This is a genomic window from Janthinobacterium sp. HH104 (genome assembly GCF_001758715.1).
In the GTDB taxonomy this organism is placed as follows: Bacteria; Pseudomonadota; Gammaproteobacteria; order Burkholderiales; family Burkholderiaceae_D; genus Janthinobacterium; species Janthinobacterium aestuarii.
In genome coordinates this window covers 15,972-29,995 of sequence record NZ_LRIB01000001.1, presented here as the reverse complement: position 1 = coordinate 29,995, position 14,024 = coordinate 15,972, and the positions used below count along the sequence as shown (strand labels likewise).

The window sequence follows — 14,024 nt, the reverse complement described above, 5'->3', positions numbered from 1 at the left end:
CTAGGCGGTGCCGTGGCGGAAGCGCCGCAACAGCATCAGGAAAAATGGCCCGCCCAGCAAGGCCGTGAAAATGCCGACGGGGACTTCCGCGGGAATGGCGACGGTGCGCGCCAGGGTGTCGGCCAATAGCAGCAGCAAGCCGCCGGCCAGCATGGACAGCGGTAGCACGCGGCGCTGGTCGGCGCCCAGCCAGGTGCGTACCAGGTGCGGCGCGATCAGGCCGATAAAACCGATGCCGCCGCACCAGGCGACGGCAAACCCCGTCAGCACGGCCACCAGCACGATCACCTGCGTGCGCAGCCGGCCCACGTCGACGCCCACGTGCAGCGCCTGCGCCTCGCCCAGCGCCAGCGCGTTCAATGAGCGCATCAGGAAGCGCGTGGCCCACAGCGCGCCGGCCAGCACCAGCAGCAAAGCCGCCACCTGGCGCCAGCTGCCGGCCGACAGCGAACCGAGGGTCCAGAAAGTCAGGGTGCGCAACTGGTCGTCGCTGGCCAGGTAGATGCACAGGCCCATGACGGCCACCGTGATGGCGTTCAGCGCTACGCCCGTCAGCAGCAGGCCGACGATGGAGCCGGGTGTGGCCCAGCGGGCAACGCGGTCGAGCAGGACGCAGATCAGCATGGCGCCCGCAAACGCGGCCCCCGGCAGCAGCCACACACGCAGCTCGGGCGCCACGTGCAGGCTGGCGGCAAAGACGATGGTGGCCGCGCCCGCGCAGGCGGCGCCGCTGCTCACGCCCAGCAGCCCCGGGTCGGCCAGCGGATTGCGGAACAGCCCTTGCGTCAGGCCGCCGGCCAGCGCCAGCGCGGCACCGATCAGGGCGGCGAACAGGGCGCGCGGCAAACGGATATGCCACAGCACATAGGCGCCGCCGGACAGCGCCTCGCCGCCCGCTTGAAATGGCGCCAGCCAGTCGGCCAGCGTCACGGGCACGGCGCCCGCCTGCACGGCGATGAGCAGACCACCAGCCAGTGCGGCCGCCAGCAGCCCGCCTGCGCCCCAGCGTGGCCAGCGCCATGGAGCGGCGGACACCACGGAGGCCACGTTCATGCAGCCATGGCTTTCGCAAAGGCGGCGTCGAGTTCCATGAGCGCCTGCGGCATGCGCGGGCCAAAGCCCAGCAGCAGCATGGCTTCCAGCGACACGATGCGGTGCTTGCGCCCGGCCGGCGTCTGCGCCAGGCCTGGCAGTTTCAAGATGCCGTCCACGCCGCCCGAGGCCTTCAAGCCCTGGTCCGTGACGAGCACGATGTCGGGCCGCGCGGCGATCACGGCTTCCGGCGTCAGCGGTTTGTAGCTGGCGAATCCACCCTGCCCGCCCATCACATTGACGGCGCCCGCATACGCGAGCATGGCGTCGGCGCCCGTCTCGCGCCCGCCCACCATCACCTGGTTCGGCGCATGCGCGAGGATGAACAGCACGCGCACGGCTGATTGTACCGGCGAGTGGCCGCGCTGGCGCACCTTGGCCAGCGCGCCGTCCCACTGCTGCTGCAAGGCTTGCGCCAGGCGCGCGGCGGGGTCGGCACGGTCCGTGATCTGCCCCACTTGTTTCACCCGTTCGAGCAAGCCTTCGAATTTGTTATTCGCGTTCAGCACCGCCACCGGCACGCCCGCGTCGCGCACCTGACGCAGCACCGCTTGCGGCCCCGCTTCCTCGGTGGCGATCAGCTGCGTGGGCGCCAGCGACAGCACGCCTTCGGCCGACAAGGTGCGCGCGTAGCCCACCTGCGGCAGCTGTTGCGCCACGGCCGGATACAGCGAGGTCGTATCGACGCCCACCAGTTCGCCCTGCGCTCCGAGCGCATAGACGATTTCCGTCAGGGCGCCGCCCACGCTGACGATGCGCCGCGCTTTCGCCACAGGTTTACCCGCGTCGCTGACGGCGGCCAGCACCTGCATCGGCGCGGCCAAGGCCAGCGCGCCCGCCCCCATCTTTTTCAGCGCGATGCGGCGCGCCACGCTGGCGGCGATCATGCGGCGCATAGTTCGCCCTCCTGCGCCACCCGGTCGACGATATGGCGCCATTCGCACAGCTCGTGCACGCCCGGCTTGCGTTCGCCGAAGAACATGGCGATGGTGTCGCCCTTGGCGTCAAACAGTTCCACGGACGTCACCAGGCCATCGACCGTGGGCTTTTTCACCACCCAGGCGCTGGCGATATGGTCTTCGCGCAAATGCAGGTTGAAGCGCGCATCGAGGATATTGATCCACGGTCCCATCACGGCGATCTTGTGCACGGGGCCCGAATGGATCTGGATCATGCCGGCATTGCCGACGAAAGCCATGATCGATACTTTTTCAAGCGCGGCGTCCTTGAGCAGGTCGAGCACGCAGGATTTGTCGAGCTGCTGCACGAAGCGCGGCTCGGCCAGGCGCAAGCCCTGCAGGCGCGAGACCGAGTATTTTTTCAGCATGGTGAAAAATTCATGCGTGTCGCGCAAGTCGGCCCAGGCGGCGCGAAAGCCGGCCACGTCGATCTGCGCGTCGGGCAGCTCGGCCGGCGGCGGCGCCGGCGCCTTCACGGCAATGCCGGCCTCCTGGTGCGCGTCGGCAAAATGCGCGACCAGCGCGTCATAGGCGCCAATATCGCTTTGCGGCTTGAGGAAAATCTTGTGCACGGCCTGGCCGGCCGCATCGAAAAACTGCAGGCTGCGCTGCACTTCCTTTTCTCCCATCTCGCGTACGGCAAAGCCATGCGCCCACTGGCGGTAGAACACGCGCAGGTCGATGTCGCCACCGAGCACCAGGCCCACGTGATTGTTGTGGCTGGCTTGTCGATAGACGCCCGTCTTTTCATGCACGCACGAAGCGTTGCGCGTCAGTGCCATGACTTCGCCCAGCGGTTCCAGCGCGGCGATGATGGCGGGCCAGTCGGCCCGCAGGCGCTCGGCGTCCAGCAAGGCGCCATTGGCCAGCGACAGGCCCGCATGTGCGGCGATCAGCTCGCCTTCGGAAATGCCCAGGTCTTCGGCGATGTCGCGGTGGCGGGCTTTTTTCTCGCGGCGCAGGCGGGTAAATTCGCTGGTGACCAGCTCGGTATTGCAAATAGGGGGCATGCTCGACACGGTGTCTCCTTTCAAGGCGAACACTGGCTGGCATGGGCTGGCTGGTGGTGGGGGAATCTTGAAGTCAATTATAAATGAGAATCATTCGCAATCAAGTGTTATTTATGTGAAGAAAAACCGCGCAAAGGAGACCGATCGATACAACCGATCAGTTCGGGAAAAAAAGTCAGGCGCTCGCTTGCACGGCCGGCATGGAGACCGGCTTGGCAGTGGGCCGCTGCGCCAGCAAGACGACGGCGGCCAGCACCATGGCGCCGCCCAGCAATTGCGTGCCGCTGACGGATTCCTTCAGCAAGGTCACGCCGAACGCCATCGTGATCACGGGCTCGAACGTGGAAATGATGGACGCCTTGGCCGCGCCGATCTGCGCCACGCCGGCAAAGAAGGCGGCAATGGCGATGGCCGTCGAGAACAGGGCGATGGCGCTAACGGCAAGCCAGCCGGTCGCCGTGCCTGGCAAGGACACGCCCTGCCACAAGGCGATCGCGCTGTTCGACAGGCCTGCCGTACCCAAAATCACGACGCAGGCGGCCAATGGGTGAATATTCTCGCGGCTTTTCGACAGGCTGTTGCCAAACAGGATGTACACGGCGTACACGCCGGCCGCCATCAATGCCAGGGCGATGCCGATGGGCTGACCCTGCAGCTTGCCGCCCAAGGTGATGGCCATGCCGGCAATGGCCAGCGCCATCAGCACCAGCATGCGGCGGTCCAGCTTTTCCCAGCCCAGGGCCAGCGCGAGGATGGTCACCAGCACGGGATACACGTACAGCAGCATGCCGCACAGGCCGCTGCTGGCATACATGAGGGCATTGAAATAGCCTTGCGACTGGGCCGTGTACATCAGGCCCATCAGCATGTAGCCGGCCAGCAGGCGGCCGCGCGGCAAGCGCCAGCCACCGAGCCACACGAGCGGCAGCAACAGCATGGCGGCGATGACGAAACGCAAGGCCAGCATGGTCGACGGGTTGACCCCGGACGCATATGCCGCCTTGGCAAACACTGCGGAACTGCCGAAACCGGCGGCCGACAGCAACACCAGCGCAACAGCGCGGCGATCAGACATGACTAACCTCTTTGAGTACACCTGGGCAAACCTGCTGCGTATCGCGACGGTTTTCCAGGCGTTGTAACGTTGTAAATATAAATGCCCAGCAAGGCCGGGAGATGATGCATGCGTAAATCCTATTGCGGGTCGCTTCACGCAGTGACGGCATCATATTCGCTTGCGCAAAATGAAACAAACCAATATTCTTCACGGATAGGCCAAATATTACTGAGGCTCAATTCTCTTGAGAGTGCCATGTCACGTCCCCTGCCCCCACTCGCCGCCCTGCACGCCTTCGAGGCGGCCGCCCGCCATGAAGGCTTCCAGCGCGCGGGCGAAGAATTGCATGTGTCGGCCGGCGCCATCGGCCACCACGTGAAACAGCTGGAAGCGTGGCTGGGCATCGTGCTGTTCCAGCGCCTGCCGCGTGGCGTGGTGCTCACCAGCGCGGGCCAGCGCTACGCGGCCTCGCTGGGGCCGATCCTGAACCAACTGGCCGACGTGTCCGAACAGGCGCGGCGCCAGGGCGACGACAAGGTGGTGACGGTGACGGCGACCAGCTCGCTCGTCTCGCGCTGGCTGATGCCGCGCCTGGGCCGGCTGCGCGACCGCTATCCGCAGATCGAGCTGCGCGTGCTGGCGTCGATGCACCCGGTCGACCTGGCGCGCGACGGCGTGGATGTGGCCATCCGCCTGGGACCTGGCCGCTATCCGGGCCTGAAAGTCGATTTATTGATGGAAGAATGGTTTTCCGCCGTCTGCAGCCCCGATTTTCGCGCCAACGCGGCCAGCCTGCGCCAGCCGGCCGACCTGCTGCGCTACCCGCTGCTGCACGACGAGCCGGAGGTGCACTTGCCCGGCGAAATCGACTGGACGCGCTGGCTGCACAGCTGCGGTGTGCATTACAGCGGCAATAGCGGCAACAGCGGCGCGCGCTTTTCGCACACGTATCTGTGCCTGGACGCGGCCGCCAGCGGCCAGGGCGTGGCCATTGCCGCCAGTCCCCTGATCGGCGACGATTTGCGCTCGGGCCGCCTCGTGCGCGTATTCGAACACGCCGTGCGCGGCCCCCACTGCTATTATCTGCTGCGCTCGCCCCAGGCGGAAACGCGGCCCCTCGTGCATGCATTCTGCGAATGGCTGATCGCCGAGGCGCGCGCCGACCAGGAAACCGTCTGGCCAACAGTGGAGACAGCATGACGAGCAGGGAACTGGCGCGCAGCGCCGCATATAGTGTCCAGCATGAATATGAGCACGCCACGGTGATCGCTGCCGATGGCCGGCAAGCCAGCGTGGGCGAGTTCTATGGCGACCCGGCCGCAGCCTTGATCGATGTCGATGAGCAATGGTGCGCCGTCGCGGGCGAGGGATTGGTGCTGTGCCGGCTGGGCCAGCCGTTCGGCCAGTGCGCGGCCTATTTCCGCCAGCCTGGCGCGGTGCGCTGGATTACGGCTTTACGGCAAACGGGACCGTTTGCGCTGGAATGGCAGGGTGAGGATGGCGTCTGGCACAGCCTTGTCTTTGAGCCGGCGGATGTGTCGGCTTACGCGCCAGGGCGCTAAGCCGACCTACGCCCGCGGCGGTGGATGGCCCGTAGGTCGGGTTAGCGCGCAGCGCGTAACCCGACAACACCACCAAAACAGATCAGAGCACGTAGGTCGGCTTAGCGCGCAGCGCGTAAGCCGACAACATCATTACAATTTGATGAAATGCTCGCGGTAGTATTTGAGCTCTTCGATCGATTCCAGGATATCGGCCAGCGCCGTATGCTTCTGGTGTTTCTTGAAACCGGTGGCGATTTCCGGCTTCCAGCGCTTGCACAGCTCTTTCAGTGTCGACACGTCAACATTGCGATAGTGGAAGAACGCTTCCAGCTTTGGCATGCCACGCACCATGAAGCGGCGGTCCTGGCCGATGGTGTTGCCGCACATGGGCGACTTGCCTGCCGGTACGTATTTCTTCAGGAACGCGATCAGTTCCGCTTCCGCCTGCGCTTCCGTCACGGTCGACGCTTTCACCTTATCGATCAGGCCCGAGCGGCCGTGCGTGCCCTTGTTCCAGGCATCCATCTTGTTCAGGGTTTCATCGGACTGATGAATCACGAACACGGGGCCTTCGGCCAGCAGGTTCAAGTGCATGTCCGTGACCACCACCGCCACTTCGATGATGCGGTCGGTATCGGGCTCCAGGCCCGTCATTTCCATGTCGACCCAGACCAGGTTCATCTCGTTTGGACGTGCCGGCACGGTGGGTGCGGGGGCGGATGCAGAGGTGGCTGCAGTTAAGTCGGTCGCTTGTGACATAATTCTCTCTTGGCCTAATCAAACTAAATAATCAGCCATTTTCTCACAGGCACAGAATGTATTCACTCGCGTTTTCGATTTTGTTTGTATCCGTCCTCGTTTTGACCCTGGCCGTGCGCTTCTGGCTCGCTTCGCGGCAGATTCGCCACGTGCTGGCCCACCGCGCCGCAGTGCCGCCCGAATTCGCGGAAAAAATCCCGCTGGCCGCGCACCAGAAGGCCGCCGACTACACGGTGGCGAAGACCAAGTTCGGCTTGCTGACCTTGCTGGTCAACTACGCCGTGCTGATCGGTTTTACCTTGCTGGGCGGCCTGCAATGGCTGGCGCTGCACCTGAATGAATGGATGGGGCCGGGCTCGCCCATGCTGTACCAGATCGGCCTGATCGCCGCCTTTGCCGCCATTTCCGGCCTGATCGACCTGCCCTTCGATTACTACCGCCAGTTCGTGCTGGAGCAGCGCTTCGGCTTCAACACCATGGCGCGCAAGCTGTTCTTCACGGACATGCTCAAGGGCGTGGGCCTGGGCGCGGCCATCGGCCTGCCGCTGATCTGGGTCGTGCTGACCCTGATGGCCAAGTCGGGCGACCTGTGGTGGCTGTACGCGTGGTTCGTCTGGAGCGGCTTCCAGCTGCTGATGATGGTGCTGTTCCCGACCGTCATCGCCCCGCTGTTCAACAAATTCACGCCGCTGGCCGACGAAGCGCTGAAAAGCCGCATCGAAGGCTTGATGCAGCGCGTCGGTTTCGCTTCGAAAGGCCTGTTCGTCATGGATGGCTCGAAGCGCAGCGCCCACGGCAATGCGTATTTCTCGGGCTTTGGCGCCAACAAGCGCATCGTCTTCTTCGACACCTTGCTGTCGCGCCTGGCGCCGCAGGAAATCGAAGCCGTGCTGGCGCATGAACTGGGCCACTTCAAGCTCAAGCACATCGTCAAGCGCATCGCCATGATGTTCGTCATCTCGCTGGGTTTCCTCGCGCTGCTGGGCTTCCTGAAGACGCAGCCATGGTTTTACGCGGGCCTCGGTGTCGACCCTGTCGCCCTGGCGCTGACGGGCCAGCCGACCGATGCGCTGGCCCTGCTGCTGTTCATGCTGGCCTTGCCCGTCTTCACTTTCCTGCTGGGACCGTTGACGTCGCTCAGCTCGCGCAAGCACGAATTCGAAGCGGACGCCTTTGCCGCCACGCACACGCAGGCGGACGACCTGGTCTCGGCCCTCGTCAAAATGTATGAAGACAATGCGTCGACCTTGACGCCCGACCCGCTGCACTCGGCCTTCTACGACTCGCACCCGCCGGCCAGCGTGCGCATCCGCCACCTGAAAGGGGCTGCCACATGAATACGCCATCGACCTCGCAAGACCTGACCCAACTGTCCTGCGCGCCGCGCCAGCAGGCGCTGGGCGACACGGACATCGCCACCCTGCACGCCCTGCTGCCCCAGTGGACGGTGCAAAATGGCAAGCTGTGCCGCGACTTCGGCTTCAAGAATTACTACCAGACCCTGGCGTTCGTGAACGCCCTGGCCTATATGACCCATACGCAAGACCACCATCCGGAGCTCATCATTACTTACAAAACCTGCGCCGTGCGCTACGACACGCACTCGGTCAACCAGGGCGCCGGCGGCCTGTCCGAAAACGACTTCATCTGCGCCGCCAAGGCAGACCTCATCTACCAGAGCAGTCAGGTGACCGCATGAGCGAAGGCAAGTTGACGGGCGTCATCATCGCCGCCCACGGCCGCCACTATCTGGCCGACGTGGACGGTGCCAAGCTGCAATGCGTGACGCGCGGCAAGAAAACCAATGTGGCCGTGGGCGACATCGTGCACCTGACGCGCACCTCGAACGACCAGGCCGTCATCGACCGCATCGAGGAACGCAAGACCCTGCTGTACCGCTCGGACCAGTACAAATCGAAGCTGCTGGCCGCCAATTTGACGCAGCTGTTCATCGTCGTGGCGACGGAACCGGGCTTTGCCGACGACCTGATATCGCGCTCGCTGGTGGCGGCCGACGCGGCCGGCATCGAAGCGCGCATCATCCTCAACAAAACGGACGTGACCGCTTCACTGGAGCGCGCCCGCGAACGCCTGCTGCCGTATTCCTCGATGGGTTACCCCGTCGATGAAGTGTCGGCCCGTGCCGAACCCGAGCACGCTGTGGCCACGCTGGCGCCCCTGCTGGCGGGCCAGTCGTCGATCCTGATCGGCCAGTCGGGCATGGGCAAATCGTCGCTGATCAACCTGCTGGTGCCGGACGCCGACATCGCCGTGCGCGAAATCTCGGCCGCGCTCGACACGGGCAAGCACACGACGACCTTTACGCGCTTGTACAAGCTCGACGAACTGGGCGCGAACAGTTCCATCATCGATTCGCCCGGCTTCCAGGAATTCGGCCTGTACCATCTGTCCGAAGGCATGCTGGAGCGGGCCTTCCGCGAATTCCAGCCGTATCTTGGCGGCTGCAAGTTCTATAACTGCCGCCACCTGATCGAGCCGCAATGCGCCATCCTGCAAGCCTTATCGGAAGGCAAGATTCCCAAGATGCGCCATACCCTGTATGGCCAGCTGCTGCACGAATCGGCGCAGACCCTGTATTAAGAAATATTTCCCCATTCAAATATAGCGCCGCAAAACACCCGGCAGGCGAAATTTAATTTCGCCGCCGAGCACGCCTTCCGACTTTAATCCCAAAACCGTTCATCTGCCGTTTTATGCACTTCATCGCGTAAAACCTGCCTTCCATCGCCTGCCGCTGGCGATGGCAAAGGCCGTTTGCTACCTTGTCACCAGTCCCTGCCGGAAACCTGCCAGCGACCACACGATCTAACTCCCATCCATCCAGCCATCCTGATCGAAGGTGAATGTCATGCATACCAAACGTTTCCTCCCCCTTGCCGCCGCCCTGTTCGCGCTTGTCGCCGGCACCGCCCACGCGCAAACCGTTGCGACTCCACAAACCACTGGCAGTGTCAGAGTCAGCAGCAACGCGTACTACCATGTGACGGCGCAGGAAGCGTCCGAGATCGAACGGCAATACCGCCTGTCGAACGGGCAACGGCTGGAAGTGCGCCAGCAAGACAGTCACTTCTATGGCCGCCTGATCGACGACCGCGAAATGCAACCAAAACCCAGTGTGAGAATTCTTCCCATCGGGGCTGGCAAGTTTGCCACCCAGAAAGGTGCAACATTCGCCTTCAGCAATGCGGGCGAACAGGTGACCATCGACAACGCCCAACTGCTGTCGGGCTTGCGCCTGCCTGACGACACGCGCAGCATCAGCGGCGTCAGCGTCAACAGCGTTCGTCTGGTTTCACGCTAGGCGCACGGCAGAACGCATGCGGCATGGGGCAAAGCGCCCCGCCTGCGGCGTCATGCCGGCCACATAATTCTGACAGGCGTACTGAACAATTCCCCTGAATGCAGCTTACAATGCCATGACACATGGCCTGTGCGGACGCAGGCTGGCGCCACTGTTTGCGGGGAGAATGCTTGAATGGAAATGTTCGCGCTCGAACATGACGTAGCGCAGTGGGAAAGCGCATTGCTGCCGTTGCGCGGCGCCGGGCGCGTACCGCTGCTGCTGTTGCTGTCCTGGCATTTGCGCCAGCGTGACTGCAACAGAGCAATTGCGCTGAGCGAGGAAGCGCATCTGCTGCTGCCGCTGGCCGACTTCGATGCGGCCGCATTGGAACAGGCGCGCGCGCGCCTGCAACTGGTGCAGGCGGAAGTGGCCTGGCTGCAAGGCGCGCTCGACTCCGCGGAAAGCCTGGCCATGGCCGCGTGCGCCACCTGCGGCGCACACGGCGACGGCGCCGGCTGCGCCGACGCCCACTGGCTGCTGTCCTCGATCGCCGTCGACCGCGGTGACCATGCCCGCTGCGATGCCGAACTGCTGGCCGCGGCGCAGCAAGCGCGTGGCGCCGGCGATGCGATGCGCGCCAGCCTGGCCGACGCGGCCACGGCGCGCTGGGCCGTCTTGCGCGACGCGCCGGCCGCCCAGGCCCGCTGGGGCGGCCACTTCCAGGCCGACGGCGCCAGCGGCAAGCTGCCCGCGCCGCTGGCCGCCTGGGTGCACGATTTCCGCGGCTTGTTGGCGCACACGTCGCGCGACCTGGGCGCGGCCGCCGGCCACTACATGCAAAGCTACGAAGCGGCCCTGGAAAGCGGCCAGCTGCGCGGCGCCATCACGGCCGCCATCAATATCGGCGACTGTTTCTCCAGCCTCAACGACAACGAATCGGCGCTCGAATGGATGCAGTGCGCGCTGGACCTGGCGCGCCCCACGGGCTGGCCGCGCAGCATCGGCGCCTGCCAGACGCATACGGCCGAAACCATGCGCAAGCTGGGACGCCTGGGCGCGGCGGAAGACTTGCTGCGCGAAGCGCTGCACATCCTGACTCCCATGGCGGGCGCGCGCACCTATGCCAACGCCCTGTTCCACTTGGGCGAACTGAGCCTGGACAAGGGCGACTACGACACGGCGCTCGACGCCTTCAGCCGTCTGGCGCAGCGCGCCGAAGCGCTGGGCCAGGCCGATTTCCGCAGCATGGCGCAACGCGGCAGCGCCCACGCGCTGTCTTACCTGGACCGCCCGGACGAAGCGCTGCAGGCAGCCGAGCGGGCTTGCCAGCTGGCCACCGCGCAGGGCGACGCCATGCATCAGGTGGCGGCGCTGCGCGTGCTGTCCATGCTGCATGCGCGCCACGACCTGCCGCCGCCCGCAGGCATGCAGGAACGCAATCCCGCCCTGCATTTCCTGCACCAGGCGCTGCAGGTGGCCGCCTCCATCGACGGCTATGTGCCGCCCGGCGAACTGCTCGATGCGCTGGCGCGCGAGTACGCGCATGCGGGCGACTATGCGCGCGCCTACGATATCGCCCTCGCGGCGGGCGTGGCGCGCGAAAAAAGCCACACCCAGCAGGCAAGCAACCGCGCCACCGCCATGCAGGTCTACCACCAGACGGAACATGCGCGCTCGGAAGGCTATCACCACCGCGAACTGGCCGCCTCGGAAGCACGGCGCGCCGAAGTGCTGCAGCAAACCAGCGACACCCTGGAACGGCTGTCGGCCATCGGCCAGGAAATCACCACCCACCTCGACGCCAGCGCCGTGTTCCAGGTGCTGGACCGCCACGTGCATGCCTTGCTGCCAGTCAACACCTTCGCCGTCTACATGCTCGATGCGGCGGGCACGGCGCTGCGCCGCGCGCACGGCATGGAAGCGGGCCGCCCCTTGTCCGACAACGCCATTCCACTGAGCAACCCACGCGCCTACTCCGTGCGCTGCCTGCTGAGCCGGCGCGAAGTGTATATCGACCAGGTACCGCCGAAGCGCCACGCCTACACCGTGCCCGGCACCCTGCATAATCAGAGCGTGCTGTACGTGCCCTTGACGGTGGGCGAACGCGTGCTGGGCGTGATGACGGTGCAGGCCTGCCATGCCCATGCCTACGGCGAACGCGAACGCCTGATCTTCCGCACCCTGTGCGCGTATGGAGCCATCGCGCTCGACAATGCCAGCGCCTACCGGCAACTGCAGGATGCCCAGGCGCAACTGGCGTCGCAGGAAAAGCTGGCCGCCCTCGGCTCGCTGATGGCCGGCGTGGCGCATGAACTCAATACCCCGATCGGCAACAGTTTATTAATCGCCAGCACCATGCTGCAAAAGACGGAAGACGTGGAGCGCCTGATGAACGGCCCCGGCCTGCGCCGCTCGGACCTGGCCGCCTACATCGACGATGCAAGCAAGGCGTCGGCGCTGGTGATGCGCGGGCTGCACAGCGCGGCCGACCTCGTCAACAGCTTCAAACAGGTAGCCGTCGACCGCACCACCGAACAGCGGCGCCAGTTCGACCTGCAACAGGTAAGCAATGAAATCATCGCCACCGTCATGAACCGCATCCGCAGTTCGGGCCACCGCATCGAGACGGACATTGCATTCGGCATCGCCATGGACAGCTATCCGGGCCCGTTCGGCCAGGTGATCACCAATCTGATCAACAATGCCCTGCTGCACGCCTTCGCACCCGCACCCAACGACGGTGCCGCCGGCACCGGTTGCATGCGCCTGTCCGCCACGCTCGACGGCGCGCGCGTGAAGGTCGTCTTCGCCGACAATGGCGGCGGCATCGCCGAACAGCATTTGTCGCGCATCTTCGACCCTTTCTTTACCACCAAGCTTGGCCAGGGCGGCAGCGGCCTCGGTTTGTCGATCAGCTACAACATCGTCACGGCGCTGCTGGGCGGCACCATCCAAGTGGCCAGCAGCCCCGCCGGCACGCGTTTCACGCTGGATTTACCGCTGGTGGCGCCCCAGCTGGACGGGGCCGCGCCCGCCAGCATCTATTAATCCGCCGCCCTTTGCCCGGGTGCAGGCTTGCCTATACAAGTACGCGCCCGGACGGTCTTTCCAATCTAAAAGCAAAACCCTTATAATTGAACGGCTGAAGTACTTGCCATTGCATTATTTTCAACATGGCAAACCGCATCGACCCGCGCGACAAGCGTCGCGCTGGCACCGATCAACACAGCAGCGCGCCGGGCGAGGCAGTCATCAGACGAGATGTTGTACGCTGATGCAACCCGGCGGGAAAGGCACGCCGCCGGCGGCCTGCGCATCTTCAAGTGGTCATTATGTCGACAAAAAAACCGATCAAGCACTACCTCCAGTTCTCCGATTTCACGTTGGAAGAGTATGAATATGTGATCGAACGCGCCCATCTGATCAAGCGCAAGTTCAAGAACTATGAAATCTACCATCCACTGATCGACCGCACCCTGGTGATGGTCTTTGAAAAGAACTCCACCCGCACGCGATTGTCGTTCGAAGCCGGCATGCACCAGCTGGGCGGCGCCGCCATCTACCTGAACACGCGCGATTCCCAATTGGGCCGCGGCGAGCCGGTGGAAGACGCGGGCCAGGTCATGTCGCGCATGTGCGACATCATTATGGTGCGTACCTTCGGCCAGGAGATCATCGAGCGTTTCGCCGCCAATTCGCGCGTGCCGGTAATCAATGGCCTGACCAATGAACACCACCCGTGCCAGGTCTTTGCCGACATCTTCACCTACATCGAACACCGCGGCTCGATCGCCGGCAAGGTCGTCGCCTGGATCGGCGACGCCAACAACATGCTGTACTCGTGGCTGCAGGCGGCCGAAGTGTTCGGCTTCCACGTCAACGTCTCGACGCCGAAGGGCTACGACATCGACCTGTCGCAAGTCAAGACGCAGCGCTATACCTTCTTCGCCAACCCGTCGGACGCCTGCGAGGGCGCGCACCTGGTCAACACGGACGTGTGGACCAGCATGGGCTACGAAGCGGAAAACGCGGCCCGTATCGCCGCCTTCGACGGCTGGATCGTCGATGGCGCGAAGATGTCCCGCGCCGCACCCGACGCGCTGTTCATGCACTGCCTGCCCGCCCACCGCGGCGAGGAAGTGGCGGCAGAAGTGATCGACGGCCCGCAATCGGTCGTGTGGGACGAGGCGGAAAACCGCTTGCACGTGCAAAAAGCGCTGATTGAATACCTGTTACTCGGTAAAATCCAATAATTCGCCCGGCACTGCATAAAACCTGGCAGCATCGCAATACATACAT

General features: G+C 64.3%; 13 protein-coding genes. 8 read left to right on the top strand and 5 right to left on the bottom strand.

The window, feature by feature from the left end; all coding sequences use genetic code 11:
* The 4 genes from JAB6_RS00140 to JAB6_RS00125 form a co-directional block, all read right to left on the bottom strand.
* Complete coding sequence (locus JAB6_RS00140) at positions 1-1,053, bottom strand: iron ABC transporter permease (RefSeq protein ID WP_070300838.1); 1,053 nt, start codon at positions 1,051-1,053, stop codon at positions 1-3.
* Positions 1,050-1,988, bottom strand: a complete 939-nt coding sequence (locus tag JAB6_RS00135) for a hemin ABC transporter substrate-binding protein (RefSeq protein WP_083292438.1) — start codon at positions 1,986-1,988, stop codon at positions 1,050-1,052. Before JAB6_RS00135 ends, JAB6_RS00140 begins: the two co-directional genes overlap by 4 nt.
* Entirely contained in the window at positions 1,976-3,061 is a 1,086-nt protein-coding gene (locus tag JAB6_RS00130) for a hemin-degrading factor (protein ID WP_070300836.1), read from the bottom strand. The genes JAB6_RS00135 and JAB6_RS00130 overlap by 13 nt, the downstream gene beginning before the upstream one ends.
* A 175-nt stretch (positions 3,062-3,236) precedes the next feature.
* Positions 3,237-4,136, bottom strand: coding sequence for a DMT family transporter (locus JAB6_RS00125; RefSeq protein ID WP_058051029.1), 900 nt, complete (start codon positions 4,134-4,136; stop codon positions 3,237-3,239).
* Positions 4,137-4,373: 237 nt separating this feature from the next.
* Between JAB6_RS00125 and gcvA the strand changes: the two genes are divergently transcribed.
* Positions 4,374-5,318 (top strand): transcriptional regulator GcvA, encoded by a 945-nt coding sequence (gene gcvA, locus JAB6_RS00120; RefSeq protein WP_034759349.1) that lies wholly within the window; start codon positions 4,374-4,376, stop codon positions 5,316-5,318.
* Positions 5,315-5,680, top strand: coding sequence for a hypothetical protein (locus JAB6_RS00115; RefSeq protein WP_070300835.1), 366 nt, complete (start codon positions 5,315-5,317; stop codon positions 5,678-5,680). The genes gcvA and JAB6_RS00115 overlap by 4 nt, the downstream gene beginning before the upstream one ends.
* Positions 5,681-5,812: 132 nt before the next feature.
* Here JAB6_RS00115 and orn read toward each other — a convergent pair whose 3' ends face one another.
* Positions 5,813-6,421: an oligoribonuclease gene (orn, locus tag JAB6_RS00110; RefSeq protein WP_175444464.1), complete on the bottom strand. Its 609-nt coding sequence runs from the start codon at positions 6,419-6,421 to the stop codon at positions 5,813-5,815.
* Between the two features lie 56 nt (positions 6,422-6,477).
* Between orn and JAB6_RS00105 the strand changes: the two genes are divergently transcribed.
* The 6 genes from JAB6_RS00105 (at position 6,478) to argF (ending at position 13,978) form a co-directional block, all read left to right on the top strand.
* Positions 6,478-7,758 (top strand): M48 family metallopeptidase, encoded by a 1,281-nt coding sequence (locus JAB6_RS00105; protein WP_070300833.1) that lies wholly within the window; start codon positions 6,478-6,480, stop codon positions 7,756-7,758.
* Positions 7,755-8,120, top strand: coding sequence for a 4a-hydroxytetrahydrobiopterin dehydratase (locus tag JAB6_RS00100; protein WP_070300831.1), 366 nt, complete (start codon positions 7,755-7,757; stop codon positions 8,118-8,120). The genes JAB6_RS00105 and JAB6_RS00100 overlap by 4 nt, the downstream gene beginning before the upstream one ends.
* Positions 8,117-9,022, top strand: coding sequence for a ribosome small subunit-dependent GTPase A (gene rsgA / locus JAB6_RS00095; protein WP_070300829.1), 906 nt, complete (start codon positions 8,117-8,119; stop codon positions 9,020-9,022). Before JAB6_RS00100 ends, rsgA begins: the two co-directional genes overlap by 4 nt.
* A gap of 268 nt (positions 9,023-9,290) precedes the next feature.
* Positions 9,291-9,743, top strand: a complete 453-nt coding sequence (locus tag JAB6_RS00090) for a hypothetical protein (protein ID WP_070300827.1) — start codon at positions 9,291-9,293, stop codon at positions 9,741-9,743.
* Positions 9,744-9,917: 174 nt separating this feature from the next.
* Complete coding sequence (locus JAB6_RS00085) at positions 9,918-12,773, top strand: ATP-binding protein (protein ID WP_070300826.1); 2,856 nt, start codon at positions 9,918-9,920, stop codon at positions 12,771-12,773.
* Positions 12,774-13,057: 284 nt separating this feature from the next.
* The gene (gene argF / locus JAB6_RS00080) at positions 13,058-13,978 is read left to right on the top strand and encodes an ornithine carbamoyltransferase (protein ID WP_034759379.1); all 921 of its coding nucleotides are present in this window, start codon (positions 13,058-13,060) and stop codon (positions 13,976-13,978) included.
* The last annotated feature ends 46 nt before the right edge of the window (positions 13,979-14,024 follow it).